At 68.6% G+C, this 24,832-nt stretch carries 30 protein-coding genes; 16 read left to right on the plus strand and 14 right to left on the minus strand.

Annotated features, from left to right (window positions below):
* The 7 genes from R6V09_RS14190 to R6V09_RS14220 form a co-directional block, all read left to right on the plus strand.
* A partial coding sequence (locus tag R6V09_RS14190) for a polyprenyl synthetase family protein (RefSeq protein WP_317881750.1) occupies window positions 1-600 on the plus strand: 600 nt, incomplete at its 5' end.
* A 203-nt stretch (window positions 601-803) separates the two neighbouring features.
* Window positions 804-1,409, plus strand: a complete 606-nt coding sequence (locus R6V09_RS14195) for a GNAT family N-acetyltransferase (protein ID WP_317881751.1) — start codon at window positions 804-806, stop codon at window positions 1,407-1,409.
* A 4-nt stretch (window positions 1,410-1,413) separates the two neighbouring features.
* Window positions 1,414-1,611 carry a hypothetical protein gene (locus tag R6V09_RS14200; RefSeq protein WP_317881752.1) on the plus strand — a complete coding sequence of 66 codons (198 nt, stop codon included), beginning with the start codon at window positions 1,414-1,416 and terminating at the stop codon, window positions 1,609-1,611.
* 85 nt (window positions 1,612-1,696) lie between these two features.
* Window positions 1,697-2,110 carry a YciI family protein gene (locus tag R6V09_RS14205; RefSeq protein WP_317881753.1) on the plus strand — a complete coding sequence of 138 codons (414 nt, stop codon included), beginning with the start codon at window positions 1,697-1,699 and terminating at the stop codon, window positions 2,108-2,110.
* Between the two features lie 5 nt (window positions 2,111-2,115).
* Window positions 2,116-3,333 carry an RNA polymerase sigma factor gene (locus R6V09_RS14210; protein ID WP_317881754.1) on the plus strand — a complete coding sequence of 406 codons (1,218 nt, stop codon included), beginning with the start codon at window positions 2,116-2,118 and terminating at the stop codon, window positions 3,331-3,333.
* A 9-nt stretch (window positions 3,334-3,342) separates the two neighbouring features.
* A complete protein-coding gene (locus tag R6V09_RS14215) occupies window positions 3,343-3,696 on the plus strand; it encodes a DUF952 domain-containing protein (RefSeq protein WP_317881755.1) in 354 nt (117 codons plus the stop codon).
* A complete protein-coding gene (locus tag R6V09_RS14220) occupies window positions 3,684-3,929 on the plus strand; it encodes a hypothetical protein (protein ID WP_317881756.1) in 246 nt (81 codons plus the stop codon). The genes R6V09_RS14215 and R6V09_RS14220 overlap by 13 nt, the downstream gene beginning before the upstream one ends.
* Here R6V09_RS14220 and R6V09_RS14225 read toward each other — a convergent pair.
* The 4 genes from R6V09_RS14225 to R6V09_RS14240 all read right to left on the minus strand — a co-directional run bounded on the left by R6V09_RS14225 (window position 3,916) and on the right by R6V09_RS14240 (window position 8,451).
* Window positions 3,916-4,656: a VOC family protein gene (locus tag R6V09_RS14225; protein ID WP_317881757.1), complete on the minus strand. Its 741-nt coding sequence runs from the start codon at window positions 4,654-4,656 to the stop codon at window positions 3,916-3,918. The genes R6V09_RS14220 and R6V09_RS14225 overlap by 14 nt on opposite strands.
* Window positions 4,657-4,699: 43 nt before the next feature.
* Window positions 4,700-5,116, minus strand: a complete 417-nt coding sequence (locus R6V09_RS14230) for a VOC family protein (protein ID WP_043674377.1) — start codon at window positions 5,114-5,116, stop codon at window positions 4,700-4,702.
* A 10-nt stretch (window positions 5,117-5,126) separates the two neighbouring features.
* Window positions 5,127-5,537, minus strand: a complete 411-nt coding sequence (locus tag R6V09_RS14235) for a helix-turn-helix transcriptional regulator (RefSeq protein ID WP_019072194.1) — start codon at window positions 5,535-5,537, stop codon at window positions 5,127-5,129.
* Between the two features lie 373 nt (window positions 5,538-5,910).
* Entirely contained in the window at window positions 5,911-8,451 is a 2,541-nt protein-coding gene (locus tag R6V09_RS14240) for a tetratricopeptide repeat protein (protein WP_317881758.1), read from the minus strand.
* A 309-nt stretch (window positions 8,452-8,760) separates the two neighbouring features.
* Between R6V09_RS14240 and R6V09_RS14245 the strand changes: the two genes are divergently transcribed.
* On the plus strand, window positions 8,761-8,928 hold the full coding sequence (locus R6V09_RS14245; RefSeq protein WP_317881759.1) for a hypothetical protein: 168 nt from the start codon (window positions 8,761-8,763) through the stop codon (window positions 8,926-8,928).
* Between the two features lie 43 nt (window positions 8,929-8,971).
* On the opposite strand, the gene R6V09_RS14250 is transcribed toward R6V09_RS14245, so the two are convergent.
* Genes R6V09_RS14250 through R6V09_RS14265 form a run of 4 tightly spaced genes read right to left on the minus strand, consistent with a single transcriptional unit; the run spans window position 8,972 to window position 11,400 of the window.
* Entirely contained in the window at window positions 8,972-9,328 is a 357-nt protein-coding gene (locus tag R6V09_RS14250) for an ASCH domain-containing protein (RefSeq protein WP_317881760.1), read from the minus strand.
* Entirely contained in the window at window positions 9,325-10,440 is a 1,116-nt protein-coding gene (locus tag R6V09_RS14255) for a hypothetical protein (protein ID WP_317881761.1), read from the minus strand. The genes R6V09_RS14250 and R6V09_RS14255 overlap by 4 nt, the downstream gene beginning before the upstream one ends.
* A 28-nt stretch (window positions 10,441-10,468) precedes the next feature.
* The gene (locus tag R6V09_RS14260) at window positions 10,469-10,945 is read right to left on the minus strand and encodes a hypothetical protein (RefSeq protein ID WP_317881762.1); all 477 of its coding nucleotides are present in this window, start codon (window positions 10,943-10,945) and stop codon (window positions 10,469-10,471) included.
* Entirely contained in the window at window positions 10,939-11,400 is a 462-nt protein-coding gene (locus R6V09_RS14265) for an ATP-binding protein (RefSeq protein ID WP_317881763.1), read from the minus strand. The genes R6V09_RS14260 and R6V09_RS14265 overlap by 7 nt, the downstream gene beginning before the upstream one ends.
* 104 nt (window positions 11,401-11,504) lie before the next feature.
* Between R6V09_RS14265 and R6V09_RS14270 the strand changes: the two genes are divergently transcribed.
* Complete coding sequence (locus R6V09_RS14270) at window positions 11,505-12,842, plus strand: helix-turn-helix transcriptional regulator (protein ID WP_317881764.1); 1,338 nt, start codon at window positions 11,505-11,507, stop codon at window positions 12,840-12,842.
* Window positions 12,839-13,657 (plus strand): class I SAM-dependent methyltransferase, encoded by an 819-nt coding sequence (locus R6V09_RS14275; protein WP_317881765.1) that lies wholly within the window; start codon window positions 12,839-12,841, stop codon window positions 13,655-13,657. Before R6V09_RS14270 ends, R6V09_RS14275 begins: the two co-directional genes overlap by 4 nt.
* A gap of 112 nt (window positions 13,658-13,769) precedes the next feature.
* Here R6V09_RS14275 and sodN read toward each other — a convergent pair whose 3' ends face one another.
* Window positions 13,770-14,165 (minus strand): superoxide dismutase, Ni, encoded by a 396-nt coding sequence (sodN, locus tag R6V09_RS14280; RefSeq protein WP_005480378.1) that lies wholly within the window; start codon window positions 14,163-14,165, stop codon window positions 13,770-13,772.
* Between the two features lie 145 nt (window positions 14,166-14,310).
* On the opposite strand from sodN, the gene sodX reads away from it, so the two are divergent.
* A complete protein-coding gene (gene sodX, locus R6V09_RS14285) occupies window positions 14,311-14,745 on the plus strand; it encodes a nickel-type superoxide dismutase maturation protease (protein ID WP_317881766.1) in 435 nt (144 codons plus the stop codon).
* On the opposite strand, the gene R6V09_RS14290 is transcribed toward sodX, so the two are convergent.
* Complete coding sequence (locus tag R6V09_RS14290) at window positions 14,649-15,278, minus strand: CGNR zinc finger domain-containing protein (protein WP_317881767.1); 630 nt, start codon at window positions 15,276-15,278, stop codon at window positions 14,649-14,651. The two genes, sodX and R6V09_RS14290, sit on opposite strands and share 97 nt — an antisense overlap.
* Before the next feature lie 128 nt (window positions 15,279-15,406).
* On the opposite strand from R6V09_RS14290, the gene R6V09_RS14295 reads away from it, so the two are divergent.
* A complete protein-coding gene (locus tag R6V09_RS14295; RefSeq protein WP_317881768.1) occupies window positions 15,407-16,165 on the plus strand; it encodes a class I SAM-dependent methyltransferase in 759 nt (252 codons plus the stop codon).
* Between the two features lie 6 nt (window positions 16,166-16,171).
* On the opposite strand, the gene R6V09_RS14300 is transcribed toward R6V09_RS14295, so the two are convergent.
* The 4 genes from R6V09_RS14300 to R6V09_RS14315 form a co-directional block, all read right to left on the minus strand.
* Window positions 16,172-17,683, minus strand: a complete 1,512-nt coding sequence (locus tag R6V09_RS14300; protein ID WP_317881769.1) for an AfsR/SARP family transcriptional regulator — start codon at window positions 17,681-17,683, stop codon at window positions 16,172-16,174.
* Between the two features lie 427 nt (window positions 17,684-18,110).
* Window positions 18,111-18,911, minus strand: coding sequence for an amino acid ABC transporter ATP-binding protein (locus R6V09_RS14305; protein WP_317881770.1), 801 nt, complete (start codon window positions 18,909-18,911; stop codon window positions 18,111-18,113).
* Entirely contained in the window at window positions 18,908-19,843 is a 936-nt protein-coding gene (locus tag R6V09_RS14310; RefSeq protein ID WP_317881771.1) for an amino acid ABC transporter permease, read from the minus strand. Before R6V09_RS14310 ends, R6V09_RS14305 begins: the two co-directional genes overlap by 4 nt.
* A 28-nt stretch (window positions 19,844-19,871) precedes the next feature.
* Window positions 19,872-20,834: an ABC transporter substrate-binding protein gene (locus R6V09_RS14315; RefSeq protein WP_317881772.1), complete on the minus strand. Its 963-nt coding sequence runs from the start codon at window positions 20,832-20,834 to the stop codon at window positions 19,872-19,874.
* Between the two features lie 500 nt (window positions 20,835-21,334).
* On the opposite strand from R6V09_RS14315, the gene R6V09_RS14320 reads away from it, so the two are divergent.
* The 4 genes from R6V09_RS14320 to R6V09_RS14335 all read left to right on the plus strand — a co-directional run bounded on the left by R6V09_RS14320 (window position 21,335) and on the right by R6V09_RS14335 (window position 24,710).
* The gene (locus tag R6V09_RS14320) at window positions 21,335-22,558 is read left to right on the plus strand and encodes an NAD(P)-dependent malic enzyme (RefSeq protein WP_317881773.1); all 1,224 of its coding nucleotides are present in this window, start codon (window positions 21,335-21,337) and stop codon (window positions 22,556-22,558) included.
* Between the two features lie 278 nt (window positions 22,559-22,836).
* Window positions 22,837-23,802, plus strand: a complete 966-nt coding sequence (locus tag R6V09_RS14325) for a zinc-binding dehydrogenase (protein ID WP_317881774.1) — start codon at window positions 22,837-22,839, stop codon at window positions 23,800-23,802.
* A 129-nt stretch (window positions 23,803-23,931) separates the two neighbouring features.
* A complete protein-coding gene (locus tag R6V09_RS14330; protein ID WP_019058236.1) occupies window positions 23,932-24,141 on the plus strand; it encodes a helix-turn-helix domain-containing protein in 210 nt (69 codons plus the stop codon).
* Window positions 24,141-24,710 (plus strand): Clp protease N-terminal domain-containing protein, encoded by a 570-nt coding sequence (locus R6V09_RS14335; protein ID WP_317881775.1) that lies wholly within the window; start codon window positions 24,141-24,143, stop codon window positions 24,708-24,710. Before R6V09_RS14330 ends, R6V09_RS14335 begins: the two co-directional genes overlap by 1 nt.
* Window positions 24,711-24,832: the final 122 nt, after the last annotated feature.

Genomic DNA, 24,832 nt, shown 5'->3' on the forward strand with positions numbered 1-24,832 from the left:
GCGTCCTCGGCCGCCGCGGCCCGGCTCGCGGACTGCGTCGTCGAACTCTGTGCGGGCCAGCACGCGGACACCGCCATGGAGAAGCGCGCCCCCGGCGAGGTCACCCTCGACGAGGTGCTCGACATGGCCGAGGCCAAGACCGGCGCACTGCTCGGCTGCGCCTGCGCGATCGGCGCGCTGTACGCGGGGGCGTCCGCCGAGGACGTGGAGGCGCTGGACGCGTTCGGCCGGCAGGCCGGGCTCGCCTTCCAGCTGATCGACGACGTCATCGGCATATGGGGCGACCCCGACCGCACCGGCAAACCGGCCGGCGCCGACCTCGCCGTCCGCAAGAAGTCCCTGCCCGTGGTCGCCGCCCTCACCTCGGGCACCCCGGCGGCCGTGGAACTCGCCGAACTGTACGGAATGCCGTACGAGGAAGGGGACTTGGAGCGCACCGCGCTCGCCGTCGAGCGGGCGGGCGGCCGGGACTGGGCGCAGGCCCAGGCGGCCGACCGGATGGCGCGGGCCGTGCAGGAGCTGGCCCGGGCGATTCCGGACCCGCAGGACGCGGGCGGTCTGCTCGCGCTGGCCGAGTTCGTGACCCGGCGCAGCAGCTGAAGACTCCGGAGCCTTCGGGAACCGTGCGGCCCTGACTCCGCACGGCCACCGGGCCCCGGACCGGCGGGTCCCGCGCATCCCCACGGTGCGCGGGGCCCGCACCTCTTTTTGGCTCGGCGCGCCCCTTCGGCTCACTCGCCCGTAAGTCCCGCTACTCTCAACACCCGTTCAGATGACGGTGGTTGAGAGCTAAGGGGCGGGACATGGGCGTGGCGATACGGGCGGCGGGCGAGGGCGACCGGGAGCTGATCATCAGGCTGCTGGACGACGCGTTCCAGGACGATCCGGTGAGCGGCTGGATCTTCCCCGACGCCGAGTACCGCCGTGCGACCCACCACAAGCTGATGGCCGCCTTCGCCGACGCCGTGTTCGCCGACGGCCGTATCGACCTGGCCGAGGACGGCGCGGGGTGCGCGCTGTGGCTGTCGGTACCGGCCGAGGCGCACACGGAGGGCGGCGAGGACGAGGCCGTACAGCTGCGGGAGTTCGTGGATCCCGACAACGAGCGAGTCGAGACGATCGCCCGGCTCATGGAGGAGGGGCATCCCGCCGGCCGCGCCCACGAGTACCTGTGGATGATCGCCGTGGCACCGGGCCGGCAGGGCGACGGCCTCGGCGCCGCGCTCATCCGGCACGTCCTGGACCGCTGCGACCGCGAGGGCCTGCCCGCGTACCTGGAGGCGAGCAGCGAGCGCAGCACCAAGCTGTACGAGCGGCTCGGCTACACCTTCACCGACACCACCCTCGACCTCCCGGACGGCCCGCGCATGTATCCGATGTGGCGCGAGCCCCGCACGGTTCTAGGCTGAGTGCATGGGCAGAGAAGAGCACACCTGTCCCGTCTGCGGACAGCCAGTGGCCACCGTCGTCCGGCGGTACAAGACGCTGGGCGCATGGGTGCCGAAGTGGGTGGCCGGCCCGTGCCGGAACCCCGAGTGCGAGGCGTACGTCGGCGAGGGCGCCGGGCGCAAAGAGGAGCCCGGGTCCGAATCCGGCCCGAAAGAATCCTGAACCCGTGTCGAGAATCCCGGACCGGCTCCGATGTCTCCTGTGACAGCCGCCCGCCACGGGTGGCGCGAGCCGAAGGAGCGGACTCATGAAGTACCTGGTCATGGTGCAGGGCACACAGGCGGACTACGACGGCATGCAGGGCAAGCCCACCCCCGGGTCCCCGGCCTGGAGCGAGGCCGAGATGCAGGCCATGTTCGCCCACATGGGCGCCATCAACGACGACCTGTCCGAGACGGGTGAGCTGATCGACGCGCAGGGGCTGACCGAGCCCGCGAGGACCCGGCTGGTGGCGCTGGGCGCGGACGGCAAGGCCGTGATCACCGACGGGCCGTACAGCGAGACCAAGGAGCTGATGGCCGGCTACTGGGTCCTGGAGTGCGCGAGCCTGGAGCGCGTCACGGAGATCGCCGACCGCGTCACCCGCTGCCCCCTGCCCGAAGGTGCCGTCAACCGCGCGGTGGTGATCCGTCCCATCCAGGACGGCACCGCGGACGTCTGAGCCGGATGCGCGACACCACCGGGACCACCGGCACCGAGGACCTGCTGCGCCGCCACGCGCCGCAGGTCCTCGGCGCGCTCGTGCGCAGGTACGGCCATTTCGACACCGCCGAGGACGCCGTACAGGAGGCGCTGCTCGCGGCGGCCCGGCAGTGGCCGGAGCACGGCGTGCCGGAGAATCCGCGCGGCTGGCTGATCCGGGTCGCCTCGCGGCGGCTGACGGACGCGTTGCGCGCAGAGGAGTCGCGGCGGGCGCGGGAGGAGAAGGCCGCGGCACTGGAGCCTCGGGACCCGTACACGGCCGAGCCGCCGCGCGAGGACGACACCCTCTCGCTGCTCTTCCTCTGCTGCCATCCGGAGCTGACCCCGACCGCGCAGATCGCGCTCACCCTGCGGGCGGTCGGCGGACTGACGACGGTGGAGATCGCCCGGGCGTATCTCGTCCCCGAGGCGACGATGGCGCAGCGGATCAGCCGGGCGAAGGCGAAGGTCCGGGGTGTGCGCTTCGGGCGGCCGGACAACTGGGCCGAGCGGCTGCCCGCCGTCCTGCACACGCTGTACCTGATCTTCAACGAGGGCTATACGGCGACGTCCGGCCCGAGTCTTACGCGGCGCGAACTCGCGGGCGAGGCAATCCGGTTGACCCGTGCCGTGCACCGGCTGCTCCCCGAGGTCGGCGAGGTGGCGGGGCTGCTCGCGTTGATGCTGCTCACCGACGCCCGCCGCGCCGCCCGCACCGGCCCGCACGGCGAACTCGTCCCCCTCGACGAACAGGACCGCGACCGCTGGGACAAGGCGGCGATCGAGGAGGGCGTCGCGCTCGTCACCCGGGCGCTGTCCCAAGGGCCCGCGGGGCCTTACCAGTTGCGCGCGGCGATCGCCGCCGTACACGACGAGGCGCCGTCGGCGCGGGCGACGGACTGGCACGAGATTCTCGGCCTGTACGAGGTGCTGGTGCGCCTGGTCCCCGGCCCCGTCGAACGCCTCAACCGGGCTGTCGCCGTCGCCATGGTCGACGGTCCGCACGCGGGCCTGGCCGAACTGGACCTACTGGCAGACGAGTTGGGGGAGGGCCACCGCCCCGACGCGGTCCGCGGCCACCTCCTGGAACGGGCCGGCGAGTTCACCGCGGCCCGGGCCGCCTACGAGTCGGCGGCGGCCAGGACCCTCAGCCTGCCCGAGCAGCGCTACCTGCGGACGCGGGCGGCGCGACTGAGGCCGTAGCGTGATCCCATGCCGGAATCCGAACCCACCACCGCCACCACCCCCATCCTCCACATCACCGAACGCGCCCTCTGGGACGCGGCCCGCGAGCGCGGCACCTACGAGTGGTCGACCCGTGGCCGAAGCCTCCAGGAGGAGGGCTTCATCCACTGCTCGACCCGCGCCCAACTCCCGCGCGTGGCAGCCTTCTTGTACGGCTCCTACGACGGCCCCGACGACCTGGTGGTCCTGGTGGTGGACCCGGGACGGCTCGGCGCACCGCTGAAGTACGAGGCGCCGGAGCCGGGCGGGGAGGAGTTCCCGCACATCTACGGGCCGATTCCGGTGGACGCGGTGGTGGACGTGGAGGTGTGGACGGCTTGAGCCGGTTGTGGCGCCGGGTCGTGGTGGGGTGGGCGGTCGCCGTGGTCGTCGGGGGCGGGCTCACGCTGTGGCTTCAGGACCCCGGCGAGCAGCACGAGCCCGGCGCGACACCGACGCCAGTGCTGAGGCAGGACAGCCAGAACAGTCAGGACACGGCGAGCGACTGTCCGACGCCCACGGCCTCGCCGTACGACGACCCGCAGACGATCTTCGTCTGCCTCAAGGACGGCTAGGCAGCCCGCCGGTCTCCGGGTCGCGCCCCGTCAGGCAGTACGCGCCGCCCGCCGGATCCCGCATCACCGTCCAGTGCGTGCCGTGGGAGACGACGGTCGCGCCGAGCTCCTCGTGCCGGGCCACGGCCGCGCCGATGTCCGCGCAGGCCAGGTCGAGATGGGCGGAGGCGGGGCGTTCCTCGCCGAGCCGCTGGAGCAGGATACGGATCGGCAGGCCGGGCGGGGGCTTGAGCACATGGAACTCGGGGAGCGCGCCCCGTAGTGAGGCCCAGTCGGGCAACAGGGCGCTCCAGAAGGCGACTTCGGCGTCGTAGGAGCCGGGTCCGATGTCGAGGGACACCTGGTCGAGACGGCTGCCGTCCACGACGGGTGGCCGTACGGACTCGCCGTGCCAGGGGACCGCGCAGAACAACTGCCCGGCGGGGGAACGGAGTACGGCCCAGCCGTCGTGCTCCGCGACGGTGTCGGCGCCGAGCCGCAGCGCGGAGGTCACGAACGCCGGCACGTCGTCGACGGAGAGGTCGAGATGAGCGCCGCCTGGGCCGGCCCCGACACCCTGGACCTTGACGCACGCGTCCGTCCCCTCCGACAGGAGGGTGACGAACTCCCCCTGCTCACCGCGCGGTTCGGACATCCGGGTGTCCGTGACGGCCGTCCAGAAGGCGTGGGCGGGGTCGAGGAGCGCGAGCGGGCGGTCGATGAAGGCGTAGGTCCAGCGGAGGTTCATGGCGCGATCGTAGATGCGGACTTGCCCGGACCCACTCCGGATTTCAGTCCCCGCTCCGCTCCATGAACCGCAGCATGTTCCCGGCCGGATCCCGGAACGCGCAGTCGCGGACACCGTACGGCTGGTCCGTCGGCTCCTGGACCACCTCGGCGCCGGACTCCTGGACGCGGGCGTAGAGGGCGTCGCAGTCGGCGGTGGTGAAGTTGACCCCGCGCAGGGTGCCCTTGGCGAGCAGCTCGGCCATGGCCTGCTTGTCGGCGGGGGAGGCGTCCGGGTTCGCGGCCGGCGGCTCCAGGACGATCTCCACGTCCGGCTGCAACGGCGACCCCACGGTCACCCACCGCATGCCCTCGAAACCGACGTCGTTACGGATTTCCAGCTCCAGGACGTCGCAGTAGAAGGCGAGCGCCTTGTCGTGGTCGTCGACGGCGATGAAGCACTGGCGGAGTTTCAGGTCCATGCAGGACAGGCTAGGGGCGCAGCGGTGGTCCCGCCCGGTTCGGGCGGGTGAAAGTGCGGGCCACGCAGGACGGGATCACCGCGCCGGCCTCGTGGGAGCGGGCACGGTAGGCGCTGGGGGTCTCGCCGACCAGTTCGGTGAAGCGGGAGCTGAACGAACCGAGCGAGGTACAGCCGACGGCCATGCACACCTCGGTCACGCTCAGGTCGCCGCGCCGCAGCAACGCCTTCGCCCGCTCGATCCGCCGGGTCATGAGATAGCTGTACGGCGTCTCCCCGTACGCGGCGCGGAAACTCCGCTGGAAGTGGCCCGGCGACATCAGCGCGGTCCGCGCGATCGAGGCCATGTCGAGCGGCTCGGCGTACTCGCGGTTCATCCGGTCGCGGGCCTGGCGCAGCCGTACGAGGTCTTCGCGGTTCACGTCGTCCAGGATGGCACGGGGCCGCTTTCGCCGGGCCGGGAACGACGAAGGGACCCCGCCGGCGAACCGGCGGAGCCCCTTCCCCGCGCCCACTGACCGTCGATGGTGCACCGATCGCCGGTCGGTCGGGACAGGCCGACTGGGTGTCAGGCCTTCTTGGTCTCCTAGTAGTGGGCCCGGTCGGTGACCTGCAGGGATCTCTCCTGTGGGGCGCTGACCTGGCCTTTTGGTGATTGGTGGCGATGGGGTGCGACGGTCTTTAGCGGGTGTCTTGCGGACCGTGTGCGGACCGGTCTTTCTGTACGGGAGGTGCAGCGCTGTGCGATCGCCGATGGCTCCTTGGAGGGAGTGAAGGAGGCCAGACGACTTCGGGCTACGCTTCCCGGGGCATGGAAGGGTGGATGGACCAAGGGCTACTGATGGTGCCGTCTGGTTCCCAACCGTAGTCCCTTAGTCTTTTCGCTTCCTCATTGCGACCCATGGACTCCAGGACCCAGACTGCGCAGTCCAGCCAATCGTGCTTGGCGTCGGGATGGCTTACGAACCTGAGCCATTCGAGGGCTTCGGTTGCCTGTTTAGCACGCAGTAAAATTCTCACTGCACCGGTAGCCGCGTTGTGCGTGCCGTCCTCTGCACTCTTCTGATAGTAAGCGAGCGCTTCTTTGAACCGTCCGTTGCTTTCGAGGATTCTCGCCAATTCATACTGGGAGCGATTATTTCCGGAATCTGCCAGCGGGGTCAGCAAGGAAATAGCTTCCTCGTTTCTAGACTCCTGGTGTAGAAGTTGGGCAAGATCGCATGAAACTTGAGCGCTGCTCTCTGGCAGGGAGTAGAGAAAATTGATGACATCGTCACTGTTTCCCGTCCTGCGCATCAGCTCAGAATATTCGCTCACAGCTGAAGCGTTCCCATTTTTGATCATTTCCTTCAGTAGGGCTGCGCATTCTTCCTGGCGTCCCGCTGAGATCATGAGTTTCTTCAACGCCATTGGGGCGAAGTGTGACCCAATGTGTTTGCTGGCCCCTAGGTCTTTAAGGTATGAGAGCGCCGATTCGATCCCTCCGGATTTCTGCTTCTCTTGACATACCTGGTACATAGAAAAGAAGTTTCCTGCGAGGGTCGATCTTTCAAGTGTGCGTATCCCTCTTGTGTGTTGCCCCGAGAGGAGGAGTATCCTTCCTAGGTTGTGCTCGTTTCCAAACTGCTCATACCATGCGACAGCTGACTCGATCGAGACGCGATCCAAGACATCGGTAAGTGCTTTTTCCAGCCACTCCTCCTCGTCTCCCTCGTATTCAGATTCCCGCATTTGGTCCCTGCAGTCAGTGAGTGCGAAAATATCACCTCGATAGGCGGCGCGCATATAGTATTCTTTGGCGGATTCCCAGTCAGGGTCCTCGTGGGTGGCGAGTGTCTGTGCGGCGAAATTCAATGCCTTGGGGTCTCCAAGGGAGTGTGCTGCCTCATACCATTCGATAGTCTCTTCCTTTCTGGCCGTCATGGAAAGGATCTCGGCGATCCTGAGTGCGGCCTCGCTGCTCCCGGAATCGGCAGCCTTCTTATAAAAGGTGGCGGCCGTGTGAAATAGGCATCGGTATTCTGCCGACTCTCCAATGCTCAGTGCATCAGTGGGCGTTGAGTGGTGCGCCAGGAGGTCCCAAAGTCCTGCTGGAGGAAACAGCCGGCGTCGTTCTTCCCGGCCTAGCTGATCCAGCGGATCGGCTAGGCGGTATCGCACCGGCTCCTTCGCCGATCCTTTGCTCCGAGGGCGTGCACGGGTTAATGGCCCGCGGATTCCGCGTTGAGGTTGAGCCGTTTGGGCCAACGCCGCTTCTAGCCAGTCTTCCGGTAGCAGATCGAACTGAAGGTCGGTCAGATATTCGTATGCTGCAGCTTCCAGCAGCTCTAGTGGCATGTGTTCGCCATATCCGATCCGGCGGATGTCCATCGCTGCATCGATCAGGGCTCTGACTGAGGGCGCGGCGGTCTGGTAGCGCTGGATTAGTGCTGGCACCCCGGCCAGATATTGGGTCACTTGGCGCTGTTCCGCGTGTTCCATGGCTTGTGCGAGCCGGGCATCGACGGCGCTTGCCTCTTTGAGGTTCTCCAGGTCCTTTGGCTCGAAGGTGACTGGAACGCGTACGGATGTCCCGTCGAGGACGTGGCGGGCGTGAGGGTGCAAGTCTCTCTGGCCATCGTGTGGTTCCGATGTCAACTGGTCCCAGTACTTGGGCCAGAGGGTCACCAGGATCAGCACAGGGCGGCGTTCCGGTGAATGCATGATCCGTCGCAGAGCGGCCGCCAATTGCTCGCCCTCAGCAGGGTCGGCAGTAAGCAGGAAGCGCTGCGCCTCGTTTAGCCACACCACTGTGTGCGGGCCGATCTTCTCCAGGTCTGCCGTCAGGTCGGAGTGAGGGGCGGAGTCCAGGGCTTGCCAGAGGCGCCACTTCGGCGGCAGATGCTGTATCGCCTCCCAGAAGGTACGGGTCTTTCCAGTCGAAGATTCGCCAACGAGTGCGACCAGCACGTTCTGTCCCGATACTGCGAGGTTTACCTTCTCGCGTACACATCGATCGTGATCACGTGGCACGTAGATCGGCAGCAGTGGCGCGGGCTTGTCGCCGGGGACGTTGATGGACTGGTGGACTTCAAGGGCGTAGGGGTCGAGTTCGGTCAACGACTTCCCCAAAGGCTCGGCGAGTAGGGCTGTCACCCACGCCGATCGGACTCGCTCCACCGCGTCCGTGACATCCCATCGGGCTTCGCGGGCCAGTACTGCTGCGACGGAAACGACATTTGCCTGCTGTGCGGGGAATTCGCCCGAACCGATGATCCTGTGCACAGTGTCCTTTGAAGGACACCCCGGGAAGAGATCGTCGGGGTCTTCGGCGATCAGGTCGGCGATCCGTGTCACTGGGGGAGTCCTGGCCTCCAGATAGAGGCGGTAGAGCAGAACTTTTAGCTCACGCAATGGCCCCGGTGTGAGTCGTGGTGCGGGAATCCGGCGCTGACCGCCGCCGCTCGACCCAATGTGCTCTGCCCCGTCTCGGCTCATCTCAGTATCATCCCGCCTCCGCCCCACCTCGTCATGGTTTCTCCCGGTCGAGGAACCACAGTTGGGCCTCCCGTCGCAGCTCGTAGTGTGCTGTCTGCGGCCCCGCAACTTAGCCACGTGAGCGGGCTGGAGACATGCCCGTCGGGCTCGATCGACTAGGAGGCGAAGGTGCGCGAGAAGAAGCAGGGCAAGCGCAAGGTGCGACGGAGGCTGCGACTAGCCGACACCCAGCGAAACACGGTGCTGGCAGCGGCCGTAGGTGGGGCGTCGACTGCCTTCGTGAACGGACTCGTCAGCCTCGTAGCGGAAGCCGTCCGGGCCGTGCTGGAGCATTGACGCTTGGCGCCCTCAGCGGTGGTGTACCGACCCGGCCCTACCTCTACGAGCGCGAAAGTTGAATCTCGATGGCGAGGGCGCCGAGGGCTTCCTTCTCAGGAGAGTAGATAGCGCGGATGTTGGCCAACTGCTTCTCGCGGGTGGCTGTTGGATTGACGTTGGTCGGCCCCTCGCCGTCGAGCAGGGCCTCGAAGCTGGGGTACTCGGCAACGCGCTTAACGTTCACCTCACAGGTCTCGTCGGTGCCTTTGACCCGGAACCGGATGATGTCACCGGCGGCGAGGTCGGCGAGGTGCGGGTACTTCACCCGCACCTCGATGGTCTTGGTGCCCGCGGCGACGAGGTCGAAGTACTGGCGGTAGAGGTTGAGTTCGTGGACGCGGGCGGTGGTGTCGGTCATGGGGCGGGAACGCTCCTGGGGGCTGGTGCGGTCATCATGCGGCCGATCTCTGCGGCCGAGTACGAGCGGAAGAAGTGGCGGGGGTCGGACAGCAACGTATCGGTCATGGCCAGCAGTTGCTCGGCGTACTCGGCGATGGTGCCCGGCCACTGCCGGGTATCGAGCATCCAGTCGGCGGCGCCCTCCGGCAAAGAAGTGCGACCCTCGCGGATCAGCGACTTGGACAATTTGGCGCCGGTGTCGGTGACGACCTGGGGGCAGAACAGGCGGGCCGGGAGCTGTCCGCGGGTGAAGCCGACGGACTGGAGGGCCTCGTCGACCAGGTGGGAGCCGAAGACCCAGTCGCCGCCCTTGACCATGACGTGCAGGGTGCCGTGGGGGTTGGACAGGGCGAGTTCTTTGACGAGGTTGCGGTACAGCGTGGCCAGGTCGAGGTAGGCGCCTTCGGCCGGGGCGATGGTGGCTTGGTACGGACCGTGGTGGAGGCATACGGCAGCCACTTGCGCGGCCTCGCGGTCGGTGAGTTGGACGCGAGTGCGCTCTGCGTGCTTCTCGGCCCAGCCGCAGCCGGGCTGTGGGCATGGGACGCGCACGTGCGGCGTGCCGGTGGAGGGGGCCAGCCACCAGCGGGCGGCATCAAGGCGCGGCAGGAGCCGCAGCCAGGTGCGGCGGAAGTGCTCGCCGGCCTGCTGCTGGCTGTAGGTCTCGACCCGGTGCGGGATGCCCAGGCGACGGGACAGCGCGGTGAACAGAGGTTGGTAGAGGGCACCGACGAGGTCGGTCAGGGCCTGGTCGCCGAGGGCCTGGGCGTAGGCGCGCTGGTAGCGGTGACCGCTGACCGGGTCGGTAGTCAGCTCGTGTGGGGCGTTGTCGAGGGCGCTGAACAGGACTTCAGTCGGGATGCCGAAGCGGTCGCGCAGGCGGGCGGCCATGGCGAAGGCGAGTGACTGGACGAGCGAGGTGCCGATGTGCGGGGCGCCGTTGATCTGGGTGCCGACGACCAGCACGATCCTCTGGGGTGGGGTGGCCAGGATGCGCGGGGTCAGGACGTCCTCGGCATGGTGGAGGGCGTTGGCCAGGACGGTGTTCGGTGAGACGGGGTGGGTCGTCACGGGATGTCCCCCTGGGGTGGGTTGGGGTTCATTCGGTTCGGGTGTGACCGAAGAGGAGGCGCTGGCGAGGAGTGGCGCGGTCCAGGTAGGTGTCGATCTCTGCCGGCGTGGCACTGCTGGAGAGCGGGTCGAGGCCCAGGACAAGGGCTACCGGGGTCCCTTGGCCGACGAGCAGGATCCACGGGCGGCCTGTAGGGATGCGTTTTCGGTAGGGCGTGCCGTCGAAGCGCAAGGCCACCTCGGTCGGCGTGATCTGGCGCAGGCGTGGCCCGATGTCCGGCGGAGGTGCGTTGGCGGGGCCGAGGTGCAGAGCTTCGCCGACCGCGCGCATGCGTTGCTCGATGACGGTCGGCGTCTCGTAGAGGCTGCGGGGGTGTTGGGGCACCAGTAGGAGGCAACACAGAGTGGCGCCGGTCGGGGCGGTGTCCAGCCACGTGGTCGTGGCCAGGGAGGCGATCAGACCGGCGGTTAGCGTGAGCGCCTCGGTATTGGCGGGCGTCAGCATGTCGGCACCGTGCTGTGGTGGAAGGCGGCCCAGACGCACTTGCCGGGGCCGTGGCGTTCCTCCACGCCCCAGTGGTCGGCGACTGCCGATACGAGGAGTAGGCCGCGGCCTTCGGTGTCGGTGCTCCGTGCCTTTCGCTTGGTGGGTGTGCCGTTGCCGCTGTCGTGCACCTCGATACGCAGCACAGTGGTGTGCAACTCGATGCGTACGAGGACCTGGCCGCCCGCCGGGGCTCCGTGCAGGACGGCGTTGGTGGCGAGTTCGGAGGTGCACAGCCGGATGTCGTCGAGGCGTTCGGTCCGACCCCATTGGGTAAGGGTCTCGGCGACGAAGGAGCGGGCGGCTCCTGGGGTGGTCCGGCGTCGGTCGAAGAGCATCGTTTTGTGCTCGACGGCGCCGTCGAGGGCTTGGTCCGGTGCGAGGGTGTCCGGCTCGCCGGGCAGTCTGCTGGGCATGGCCAACAGCCAACCGTTGTCGCTCGTTTGGGTCGGGAGCCAGCACGGGGGCCATGTCAGGGGCCACTATGGGGGCCAGACTTCACGTGCTGCGGGGAGAGGGGATGAGCGACACGGGGATCGGTGCGTTGCTCATCAGGCTGCGTACCGAGCGTGGCTGGTCTCAGCAACGGGTGGCCGACGAGTACAACGCCCTGGAGGGGCGTGCCACCAAGACGGGCAAGGAGATCGGGCGCTACGAGCGCGAGGTACGCATCCCGGTGCCGTACACGCGGAAATACCTGGCGCAGGTGTTCGGCGTCGATGCTGGGGAACTCGACCGAGCAGTTGCGGTCAGCAAGAGCCGGCGGAACGGCGGCGGCCCGGAAGATGCGCAACAGACGTTGCCCGCCCAGCCCATGGCGCGTCCGCGCACCGTGGTGGGGGCTGTGTCGGTGGATGCCGTGGACTCGGCGGAGTTCGCCCGGTTCATCGCGCAGCGGAACGCCGACGAGTTTGTCGTAGAGCAGTTGGAGGCCGATATCGCTCGGCTCGCCCGTAGCTACGTCAGTCACCCGCTGCTGGAGTTGTACGTCGAGATCAAGCGACTGCGGAACGGGGTGTTCGAGCTGTTGCGCGGACGACAGCACCCCCGGCAGACCACCGACCTGTACGTTGCGGCCTCCCGTCTGTGCGGCCTGTCCGCTCACGTGTGCCTGGACCTGGGCGACTACGACTCCGCAGCCACACACGCTCGCACTTCCCGGGCGTGTGCCGAAGCTGCTGGCCATGAAGGGATGTTGGCCTGGGTGCGAGCCGTTGAGTCCTTGATCGCCTACTGGACTGGACGGTACGAGCAGGCGGCGCGGCTGGCGCAGGCGGGTCGTCAGCACCGGGCTGGCGGGAGCATCGGGGCTCGGCTGGCGAGCCTGGAGGCGCGGGCGCTGGCCATAGTCGGAGACCGGGCGGGTGTGGTGGCCGCGCTGGCGGATGCCGAGAGCTCTCGCGGCGCGATGTTGGGTCTCGATGAGGTTCCGGGCATCTTCGCCTTCCCAATCGCCAAGCAGTTCACGTACGCCGGGACGAGCTACTTGGCGGTGGGTGGGCGGAAGCACATCCAGCAGGCCATCGTCAGCGCGGACACCGCGATCCGGCTATACCGCAGTGCCGAAGACGACGACCAGTCGGTGGGAGACCTGTTCGCCGCGCATGTCGATCTCGCTCGCGGCCATCTGCTCCTGGGCGATCTGGACGGCACGGAGGCGATGCTCGGCTTCGTCCTCGACTCCGCGCCGGAGCGCATGTCGGCCAGCATCGTGCGTCGGCTCACCGCTCTGGGCCGGGAGCTGAGCGAGCCGCAGTACGGTGGAGCCGCGCGGGCTGCACACCTGCGCGAACGACTCCAGCACACGGCCGTCCTCGCGGCCTCACCCGCCGCCCGTCCTTCGGAGCTGCCGACGTGACCGAACTGTCCGCCGCCCACGATGCCGCCGTCACCGACCGGGGCCGCCTCGCCGGAAGCGCCTACAGCAGCGGCCGGGATCTCGCCGCTCGCCAGTCGCTCTACCAGTGGCAGGCGCCTCGTTACGACTTGCCCGGCATCGTCGCCGAGAAGCTGAGCAGTGTGCGCGGGCACGTGGTCGACGTCGGTTGCGGCAACGGCAAGTTCATCCAGCGCCTTCGCGACGACCGGTCCGACCTGGCCCTGCTCGGCTTGGACATCGCCCCCGGCATCCTCGCCGGCGTGCCCGGCCCGGTCGCCGTGGCGGATGCCACCCGCCTGCCGCTGGCGACCGGGAGCGTCGACGCCGCCCTGGCGCTGCACATGCTCTACCACGTCCCCGATATCCCCCAGGCAGTGCGGGAGTTGTCCCGCGTCCTCGCCCGTGACGGGCTGGTGATCGCCTCCACCAACAGCGACCGGGACAAGGTCGAGCTCGACGAACTGTGGCAGCGGGCCGCCGGCGATGTCCTCGGCACCGGACGCGGCCCGGCCCGCATCTCGCTCAGCGCCCGCTTCTCCCTGGAGAAGGCCCCGGCCTTCCTGAGCGAGGAGTTCGGTCGCGTGGAGACGATCGAGCTGCCCGGCACTATCACGGTCCACGAACCTGAGCCGGTCATCGCGCACATGGCTTCCTACCGGGCCTGGGCCGACCAGCACGACGTGCCCTTCGAGGCCACGATCGAGAGGGCCCGCACCATCCTCGTCGAACACCTCGACCGGCACGGGGCCTTCGAGATCACGTGTCTGGGAGGCGTTCTCGTCTGCCGTCGCTGACGCAGGAACGACGAAGGGGCCCCACCGGTGAACCGGCAGAGCCCCTTCCCCAAACCCACTGACCGTCGATGGTGCACCGATCGCCGGTCGGTCGGGCCGGGCCGACTGGGTGTCAGGCCTTCTTGGTCTCCCAGAAGATCTTGTCGATCTGGGCGATGTAGTCGAGCGCCTTCTGGCCCGTCGCCGGGTCGGTGGACGCCTTGGCGGCCGAGAGGGCCTTCAGGGCGTCGTTGACCAGCTGGTGCAGCTCCGGGTACTTCTCGAAGTGCGGGGGCTTGAAGTAGTCGCTCCAGAGCACCGAGACGTGGTGCTTCGCGAGCTCGGCGCGCTGCTCCTTGATGACGGTGGCACGCGCCTGGAAGTGCGGGTCGTCGTTGGCGGCCATCTTGTCCTGCACGGCCTTCACCGACTCCGCCTCGATGCGGGCCTGGGCCGGGTCGTACACACCGCAGGGCAGGTCGCAGTGCGCGCTGACCTTCACCTTGGGGGCAAACAGGCGGGAAAGCATGGAGCGTTCCTTCCTCGTGATCGTCTTCTCAGGTGGGACATTACTCCCTGGAGAAGCTGATTTCGCGAGTGCCCCCATGGGCTTAGGACAAAAGTCCAGGGTCGGACTCAGACTGGTGGAGGATAGGACCGGGGAGGTGCCGGGGATGCCGGAGCTGTCGCAGGAGACCGAGCGCGGGAGGGCCGTACTGCCCTTCGGGACGGCCGAGGTGACCGGGCCGTCCATGGTGCCGACGCTGGTCCACGGGGATCTGCTCGTGGTGCAGTACGGCGCCAGGATCAGGCCAGGGGACATCGTCGTGCTGCGGCATCCGTTCCAGCAGGACCTGCTGGTCGTCAAGCGGGCCGTGGAGCGGCGGGACGGCGGGTGGTGGGTGCTCGGGGACAACGCGTTCGCCGGTGGGGACAGTACCGATTACGGCGCCGTGCCCGAGGACCTGGTGCTGGGCAGGGTGCGCTTCCGGTACCGGCCGCTCAAGCCGGATCAGCGTTCGCCGCTCGCGCTCGCGCGCTGGGTGCTCTCGGCCGCCAGGCCCGTCTTCTCCGACCGGTCGGCCTCCAGGCGCTTCCGGGCCCGGTAGGCCGCCACGTTGGCGCGGGTCGCGCAGCGGTCAGAGCAGTAGCGCCGGGAGCGGTTGGTCGAGGTGTCCAGGTAGGTGTTGCGGCACGGGGGCGCCTCGCACAGGCCCAGGCGGTCGACGCCGTACTCGGTGAGGTGGAAGGCCAGGCCCATCGCGGCGATCGCCGCGTAGCCGGCGGTCGCGTTCGACGGGTGGTCCGCGAGGTGCATGTGCCACAGCGGGCGGCCGTCCTCGTCCCGGAAGTTGTGCCCGGAGATCTGCGGGCTCACCGGGAACTCCAGCAGGAGCGAGTTCAGCAGGTTCACGGAGAGGGTCTCGTCGCCGCCGTCCGCCGCCTCGAAGACCGCCCGCAGCCGCGCCCGGACCGAACGGAAGCGTGTGACGTCGGCGTCGGTGGCGCGGCGGGCCGCCTCCTTGTTGGTGCCGAACAGGTCCCGCACGGCGTCGACCGAGGTCAGGACGTCCTTGCCCCGGGCCGGTTCCTCGGTGTTGACGAGGCGTACGGCATAGTCCGAGTAATAGGCCAGTTCCACTTGTAGTCCTTACGGAGGCGCTCTATGGTCGTGGATGCGGTCGGGTAACAGCTGATCGTGCTTCCAGGGTATTACGGCGGTGGTACTACGGCAGTGGTACTGCGACAGCGAGTGGACAGGGGGTCCTCATGACGACCGGTGTCGGAACCGACTGGCAGTCCTGGCAGGAGAGCTGGGACCGGCAGCAGGAGTGGTACATGCCCGACCGGGAGGACCGCTTCCGGATCATGCTCGACATGGTCGAGGCCTGCGTCGGGCCCGAGCCGCGCGTCCTCGACCTCGCCTGCGGCACCGGCAGCATCACGGCCAGGCTGCTGGCCCGCTTCCCGAACGCCACCAGCACCGGTGTCGACCTCGATCCCGCCCTCCTCGCCATCGCCCGCGGCACCTTCGAGGGCGACGAGCGGGTCTCCTTCGTCACGGCCGACCTCAAGGACCCGCGGTGGACGACACAGCTGCCGTACGACTCGTACGACGCGGTCCTCACCGCCACGGCCCTGCACTGGTTGCGCAACGAACCCCTCGCGGCCCTCTACGGCGAACTCGCCGAACTGGTCCGCTACGGCGGCGTCTTCATGAACGCCGACCACATGATCGACGACACCACGCCACGGATCAACGCGATCGAGCGCACCCGAAGCCATGCCCGTATGGAACAGGCCCAGAAGAACGGCGCCCTCGACTGGGCCGAGTGGTGGCAACTGGCCGCCCAGGACCCGGTTCTCGCCGGACCGACCGCCCGCCGCTTCGCGATCTACGGCGCCCACGCGGACGGCGACATGCCCTCGCCGGCATGGCACGCGCGCGTGCTGCGCGAGAAGGGGTTCGGGGAGGCCCGGGCGGTGTGGTGCTCGCCGTCGGACACGCTGCTGCTCGCGCTGAAGTAGGTCTGCCTATCCCTTGGTCTCCGACTTCGGCCGCTGCGCGGTCAGGTGCGCGACGAATGCCCGGGTCGGCGCCGGCAGCCGGAACCTCCGGCCGGCCGGAGTGTCCAGCGAGTGCACGAACGACTGCTCCACGAGCGCGGCCAGTGCCTGCAGCGCGCAGCCGGGGAGGAGATACGGCTCCGCCGCGGCCTCCACGTCGGACAGGCTGAACACCCCGTCCGCTTCGGCGAGAAGCCGCAGCAGTTGGCGCTCGTGCGAGCAGAGGCGGGCGTGATCCCGGCTGAGGGCGGACGTGAGGGTGTCCTCTCCGCGCGCGTCGGCGGTGTGGGGCAGCAGGCAGTCCAGGCCCGTGTCCAGCCGGTCGGCGAGCTCCGGGAGGGAGAACACGCGCAGCCGGGCCGCGGCGAGTTCGATGGCCAACGGCAGTCCGTCGAGGCGGCGGCAGATTCTCGCCACCAGCGCGGGGTGCGGCGCCGTGGTCCGGAAGCCGGCCGTCGCCTGTACGGCCCGCTGCACGAACAGCCGGGTGGCGGCCGTCTCCTCGCTCGCCCTCGGAGTGGGTAAGGGGCTCAACGGCCACGTCACCTCTCCGCTGATGCGCAGCGGGGCCCGCGAGGTCGCCACCACGGTGCTGCCGGGCATGGAGAGCAGACCGCGGGCCAGCGCCGCGGGGTCGGGCAGGTCCTCGCAGTCGTCCAGCACGAACAGCGCGCGCGGCCCGGTGCCGGGACCGGGCGGTACGGCGGGGAGGGCCGTGCCGGCCGCGGCGGGGCTGATGACGGTCACCCCGCCCGGGAAATCGGCGGTCAGCGTGCGCGCGGTGTCCAGCGCCAGTGCCGACTTGCCGCAGCCAGCGGGACCGGTGACGGTCACGAGCCCTCCGCGGAGGGCGAGTTCGCGGAGTTCGGCACGCTCGTGATCCCGGCCGACCACGGTGACATACGGCCGTACTCCCCTCCAGGGGGTCTCCACGGCCGCCGCGGCCCACCCCGTACCGGCATCGGCCGCCGCGAGGATGCTGCCGTGCAGCGCCCGCAGTTCCGCGCAGGGCCCGACCCCGAGTTCACCGTCGAGGAAGGTGTACAGCTCCTGGTACGCCTCCAGCGCCTCCTTGTCGCGACCGCACCTGTGAAGGGCCGTCATCAGCCGGCCCCACCCGCCTTCACGGAACAGCTCGGCCCGCACCAGCCGCCTGAACTCGGCGACGACGTGGGTGTGTTCACCGGCGCCGAGGTGGGCGTCAATGAGTTCGTCCTCCGCCGAAAGGCGCAACTCCCGCAGCCCGGCGGTCGCGTCGTGCAGGGGCTCGGTCAGCTCCAGTGTCTCCAGGACGTCGCCCTGCCACAGGTCCAGCGCCGCCGTGAAGCAGCGCACCGCGTCCCGCGGCCGACCCGTGCGCGCCGCTGTCCGGGCCTCGCCGACGAGCCGTTCGAAGACGTCCGCGTCGAGGTCGTCCGGCTCGACGAGAAGTCGGTAGCCGTCATGCGTCGTGATGAGCCGGGAGGCGCCCAGGAGCACGCGCCGAGTCGAGACGTCGGCCTGCAGATTGGCCCGGGCCGACGGCGGTGGTGTGTCTCCCCACAGTGCCGCCGTCAGCTCGCGGGTGGGGGAGTCCGTCGTTCCGCCCTCTGGTTCACCAGCCGACGGATCCTTTGCTGACTGAAAGTGGTGCCCGGCTTGAAGGCGACGGTGGAGTGCGTGTTGTTCTGGATGTAGTAGTGGCCCTGGTCGATCCAGATGTCCTTACGGCCGGTGTTCGGCTGTTTGAGCCACCAGCGGTACGACTGCGAGGAACCTCTTCTTGACCTTCACGCGGGTCTCCTTCACGGGGAGAGGGCGGCTCTTTTCGGCCGCCGGGCGACAGCGATGATCGCGCCGGAAACCACACACTCCGCCATGCGGAACTGCATGGCGGAGTGAAGGGCACAGTCCAACTGCGTGAGGGTCAGAGCACCTTGGAGAGGAACGACTTGGTCCGCTCGTGCTGCGGGTTCATCAGGACCTCGCGCGGATGGCCGGACTCGACCACCACGCCGTCGTCCATGAACACCAGCGAGTCGCCCACCTCGCGGGCGAAGCCCATCTCGTGGGTGACGACGATCATCGTCATGCCGTCCGCCGCGAGGTCCCGCATCACGTCCAGCACCTCGCCGACCAGCTCCGGGTCCAGGGCCGAGGTCGGCTCGTCGAAGAGCATCAGCTTGGGCTGCATCGCCAGCGCCCGGGCGATCGCGACGCGCTGCTGCTGGCCGCCGGAGAGCTGGGCGGGGTAGTGGCCTGTACGGTCGCCGAGGCCCACGCGGTCCAGCAACTGCTGTGCCCGCTCCCGTGCCACGGCCTTGGTCTCGCGCTTGACCTGGACCGGCGCCTCCATGACGTTCTCCAGCGCCGTCATGTGCGGGAAGAGGTTGAAGCGCTGGAACACCATGCCGATGTCCCGCCGCTGCGCCGAGACTTCCTTCTCCTTGAGCTCGTACAGCTTGTCGCCCTGTTGCCGGTAGCCAACCAGCCGGCCGTCGACGTACAGCCGCCCGGCGTTGATCTTCTCCAGGTGGTTGATGCAGCGCAGGAAGGTGGACTTGCCGGAACCGGACGGGCCGACCAGGCAGAACACCTCGCGCGGGTTCACCTCCAGGTCGATGCCCTTGAGGACGTGCGACAGCCCGAACGACTTGTGCACGGCCTCGGCCTTGACCATCGGTTGGCCGTCGGTGCTCGGGGCGATGTCCTTCGCGAGACTGGTCATCGGGCCACCTCCGGGCGGCGGAACGAGCCGAACATGCGGAGGTACTTCCGCATCCGCTGCAGCGGGGTCGGCGGCAGGCTGCGGCTCGAACCGCGGGCGTAACGGCGCTCGATGTAGTACTGGCCGATGCTGAAGACCGTGGTCAGGAACAGGTACCAGATGCACGCCACGAAGTACATCTCGACGACCGCCAGCGAGGTGCTGGAGATGTCCTGCGCCTTCTTGATCAACTCGGGGAGCTGGACCGAGTAGGCCAGCGCCGAGGTCTTCAGCATGTTGATGAACTCGTTGCCGGTCGGCGGGATGATCACCCGCATCGCCTGCGGGAGGACCACCCGGCGCAGCGTCCTGCTCTGCGTCATGCCCAGGGCGTGCGACGCCTCCGTCTGGCCCTCGTCGACCGACTGAATGCCGGCCCGGACGATCTCCGACATGTACGCGGCCTCGTTCAGGCCGAGACCCAGCAGCGCCGTCAGGACCGGGGTCATCACCTGGTTCATCTCGTCCTTGTAGAACCCCAGGTTCAGGATGGGGAACACGAGCGCGATGTTGTACCAGAGCAGCAGCTGGACCAGGACCGGGGTGCCGCGGAAGAACCAGATGTAGAACCAGGCCACGGTGCTGGTGACCGGGTTCGACGACAGCCGCATCACAGCGATGACGATGCCGAGCACGACGCCGAGGAGCATCGCGAGCACGGAGATGTACAGCGTCGTCCAGGCGCCGGACACGATGCCCGGGTCGAAGAGGTAGTCGGGGATCACGCTGTAGTTGATCTTCGCGTTGGAGAACGCGATCCCGATCAGCAACAGCAGGCCGAGGATCACGACCCCGGCCACCCAGCGGCCGTAGTGGCGGACCGGGATGGCCTTGATCTGCTCGGGCGGCACCGAGGGCGCGGGCGGCGGAACCCGGTCGGAAATCTCAGTCACGGTGACTGCCTTTCAGCGTCGCGAGGGATCAGGAGCCGCCGTTGATCTTGGCCTCGGTCACCGCGCCGTCCGTGACGTTCCACTTCTGCAGGATCTTGGTGTACTCGCCGTTCTTCATGATCGCGGCGAGGGCGGCCTGGAGGGCGTCGCGCAGCTGGGTGTTGCTCTTGCTGACGGCGATGCCGTACGGGCCTGCCTCGATCTGGTCGCCGACGACCTCGAAGTCCTTGCCGCTGCTGGAGGTCTTCGCGTTGTAGGCCGCCACCGGGAAGTCGTTCAGGTCGGCGACGGACGCGCCCTGCTTCAGACGCAGCAGCGCCTCGGGGTCGGTGTCGAAGGTCTGCAGGCTGATCGCCTTCTTGCCGTCGGTCGTACACTTCTTGCTCTGTGTCTTGGCGATGCCCTCGGACGTGGTGCCCTTCTGCAGGGCCACGACCTTGCCGCACAGGTCGTCGAGCGACTTGATGCCCTTCGGGTTGCCCTTCTGGACCAGGATCGACGTACCGGCGGTGAAGTAGTCGACGAAGTCGACGCCGTCGCCGACCTTCTTGCCGGTGTCCGAGTTGACGCCGTTCTGGCGGTCCTTGGTGTCGTTCATCGCCGACATGAGCACCTGGAAGCGCTTGGCCTGGAGGCCCACGATCAGGTTGTCGAACTTGCCGTTCTGGAACTCGAACTTGACGCCGAGCTGCTTGCCGAGCGCGTCCGCGATGTCCGGGTCGATGCCGACGGCCTTGCCGTTCTCCATGTACTCCACCGGCGGGTACGCGATGTCCGAGCCGACCTGGATGACACCCGCCTTGCGGATGTCGGCGGGGAGCTTGCTCGCGAGCGGCGCCGAGGACGAGGACGACGAGTCCGAGCCGTCGCTGCTCTTGTCCGTCTGGTCGCCGCAGCCGGCGAGCAGCAGGGAGCCGGCGACCGCGATCGCACCGACCGCTGCCAGCCGGGTGTGCGGGGCGGTGGTACGACGGGTGGAGCTTGCGGTCATGGTGGGTTCCTCCGGCGGATGGATGGCGGTGCCGACGGGTCGACGAGAACACACACCTTCGGGTGTCGCGACCTCGTGTGATTAGGGCATCTTGCCATTCGGACTGAACCATTCAGGGGACTACCCATGTCAAAATCGGATAACGGGTGAACCCCGAATCGCATCAGGTCGGTACATCAGGACGCCCTGATCACGGACCATCTGCTGGAATCACTCGTTCCGGCCGGAAGATCTTCGGTGTGTCTCATGATCTGATCGATCATCGTTCCGCCCTCGGCCGACGAGATGTGACCTTGCGCCTATTGGACTCGTCCTCGGTGCCGTCCGTCCGGTAAGAAGGTTCTTTACACCCCTCATCCGGGGCTCAGGGCGCGTGTGCGGCGCGCCCGTCGCGCAGGTGCTCGTACGCATCAACTCTCTGGGCCCTGCGCGGTGCCCGCCCACCCCTCACCAGGGAGTGGCCACCCTCAAATCAATGAAGACCTAAGGGGTAAGACAAAGTGGCAGCGGAGATCGTCAATCCTCGCAGCGACAGCAGTACGGATCAGGACGGCGGGGCCGAGCCCCTCGATTCCTTCGATCCGGCGTTCGCGCTGCACCGCGGCGGCAAGATGGCCGTGCAGGCCACCGTGCCGATCCGCGACAAGGACGACCTGTCCCTCGCATACACACCCGGCGTCGCGCGCGTGTGCACCGCGATCGCGGAGCAGCCGGAACTCGTCCACGACTACACATGGAAGTCGTCCGTGGTCGCCGTCGTGACGGACGGTACGGCGGTGCTCGGACTCGGCGACATCGGTCCCGAGGCCTCCCTCCCCGTCATGGAGGGCAAGGCGATCCTGTTCAAGCAGTTCGGCGGCGTGGACGCGGTGCCGATCGCGCTGGCCTGCACCGGCGTCGACGAGATCATCGAGACCGTGGTGCGCCTCGCACCCTCCTTCGGGGGCGTCAACCTGGAGGACATCTCGGCGCCGCGCTGCTTCGAGATCGAGCGCAGGCTCCAGGAGCGGCTCGACATCCCGGTCTTCCACGACGACCAGCACGGTACGGCGATCGTGACGCTGGCGGCCCTGCGGAACGCCGCGCGGCTTACCGGGCGGGAGCTGGGCGACCTGCGGGCCGTCATCTCCGGCGCGGGTGCGGCCGGGGTGGCCATCGCCAAGTTCCTGCTGGAGGCGGGGCTCGGGGATGTCGCCGTCGCCGACCGCAAGGGCGTCGTCTCGCGCGACCGGGACGACCTCACGCCGGTCAAGCGTGAACTGGCCGAGCTCACCAACAAGGCCGGGCTGAGCGGGACACTGGAAGCGGCGCTGGAAGGTGCCGACGTCTTCATCGGTGTCTCCGGCGGTACGGTGCCGGAGCCGGCGGTGGCCTCGATGGCCGAGGGCGCGTTCGTCTTCGCCATGGCCAACCCGGACCCCGAGGTGCACCCCGATGTGGCGCACAAGTACGCGGCGGTCGTCGCGACGGGCCGGTCCGACTTCCCGAACCAGATCAACAACGTGCTGGCGTTCCCGGGCATCTTCGCGGGCGCGCTCCAGGTGCGGGCCTCTCGGATCACCGAGGGCATGAAGATCGCGGCGGCGGAAGCGCTGGCCGGTGTCGTCGGTGACGATCTCGCCGCGGACTATGTCATCCCGTCACCGTTCGACGAGCGCGTCGCGCCTGCGGTGACGGCCGCTGTGGCCGCGGCGGCGCGGGCGGAGGGTGTTGCCCGACGGTAGTTCGGAATGGCCCCGTCCGCTTGGTCGGGGCCATTTCTTTGCCCACCCGCCCGCCCGTTCGGGTGATTGAGGGGTGGGCGTTTCCCGTGGGTGGCACGGTCTCGTCGGCGGCTGCGGGTTGCGGGCCGGGTGGGCTTGTTGGTGCCGGTCTGGATAGTCAGCCCGTCCGGCGTTCGAGGAAGACGTCGGCACAAACACCTCCCGCCCCTTGGCAAGAGGGCATGTGTCACACCGCCCGGTAGTTCCCCGCGCCACCGGCGGAGCCTATGGTCAAGGTCATGTTCGCCGTCTACGCCGCCCGAATCGACCGCGACCAGCCGCTCTCCGGCCTTGAGTTGGGGGAGCGTCCCGCCCCCGAGGCCCGGCCGGGCTGGAGCACCATCGATGTCAGGGCCGCCTCCCTCAACCACCACGACCTGTGGTCCCTGCGCGGCGTAGGCCTCGCGGAGGACAAGCTGCCGATGATCCTCGGCTGCGACGCCGCCGGCGTCGACGCGGACGGCAACGAGGTCGTCCTGCACTCCGTCATCGGCCAGACCGGCCACGGCGTCGGCCCCAGGGAGCCCCGTTCCATCCTCACCGAGCACTACCAGGGCACCTTCGCCGAGCAGGTCGCCGTACCGACGTGGAACGTGCTGCCGAAGCCGAAGGAGCTGTCCTTCGCGGAGGCCGCCTGTCTGCCCACGGCCTGGCTGACGGCGTACCGCATGCTGTTCACCAACTCCGGGGTACGGCCCGGCGACTCGGTCCTCGTCCAGGGCGCGGGCGGCGGTGTCGCCACGGCCGCCATCGTGCTCGCGAAGGCGGCCGGGCTGCGGGTCTTCGCGACCAGCCGGGACGAGGCCAAGCGGAAGCGGGCGCTGGAGCTGGGCGCCCTGGAAGCGGTGGAACCGGGGGCGCGGCTGCCGCAGCGCGTGGACGCCGTCATCGAGACCGTCGGCGCGGCCACCTGGTCCCACTCGGTCAAGTCGCTGAAGCCCGGCGGCACGCTCGTCATCTCCGGTGCCACGAGCGGCGACCGCCCCTCGCACGCCGAACTGACCCGCATCTTCTTCCTCGAACTCAAGGTCGTCGGCTCGACCATGGGCACCAAGGACGAACTGGAGGACCTGCTCGCCTTCTGCGCCGCGACGGGTGTCCGCCCGGTCATCGACGAGGTGCTGCCCATGGACCGGGCCCGCGAAGGGTTCGAACGGCTCGACTCCGGCGGCCAGTTCGGCAAGATCGTGCTCACGAACGGCTGACGTCTCGTCCCTTCTGTCTGGCTCACGGCCGGTCCGGTTTCCCGGGCCGGCCGTTGGTGTATGCCCACGCGCCGACTCCGTCCGTCAACTTTGGTTGACATGCGGGGCGTGTCAACGTAGGTTGACGTCATGACCGAAGCAACGGATCTCGCCGAGCGCGCGGGTGACCGTGATCCACGGGTCGGCCTCCGTGCCGTGTCCGCGCTGCGCAAGCTCGTGGAGCAGCTGGAGGCGGTGCAGGTGCGCAGTGCGCGCAATCAGGGCTGGTCGTGGCAGGAGATCGCCGCGGAACTCGGTGTCAGCAGGCAGGCCGTCCACAAGAAGTACGGGAGGCAGTGATGTTCGAACGGTTCACGAAGGACGCCCGCGCCGTGGTGCAGAGCGCGGTGGAACACTGCGAGCGGTCGGGGTCCGGTTCCGTCGAGGCCGAGCACCTGCTGTTGGCACTCCTCGACCGCGAGGGCAGCCGCGCCTCCTTCACCCTGACCGCCCTCGGCCTCACCACCGAAGAACACAAGGAGTCCCTACGGCAGGCTCTGGCCGACGCACGCCGACGTGCCGGGCTCTCCCAGGCCGACGCCGACGCCCTCGCCGGGCTCGGTATCGACGTCTCGGAGATCGTCGCCCGGGTCGAGGAGGTGCACGGTGTCGGGGCGATGTCCGGCGAGCGGAAGTTCAAGGAGTCGTGGTCGGGCCGCCGTGTCTTCAGCCGCGGCGCCAAGAACGTCGTGGAGAAGTCCCTCCGCATCGCCGTGGCCCACCATGACCGCCACATTGGCGACGAACACCTCCTCCTCGCCCTGACCATCCTCCCCGGCGTGCCCGGTGAGGTGCTCGCCAACCACGGCGTGACCCACGAGGCGGCGACCCGGGTCCTGTACGGCGGGGGAGAGGCGAAGGCGGGCTGAGGACAGGGGCGCACGCGCAGGGGGGGGCAGGGTCTGGCGCCTGGGCGGGGTGCCCTGTCCCGTCCTGCTTGCGCCGCGCTACCGCCCTACTGCGATGCGGGGCGGGGCGCCCGGGCCCGTTG

It is taken from the genome of Streptomyces sp. W16, assembly GCF_033194735.1.
Classification (GTDB): domain Bacteria; phylum Actinomycetota; class Actinomycetes; order Streptomycetales; family Streptomycetaceae; genus Streptomyces.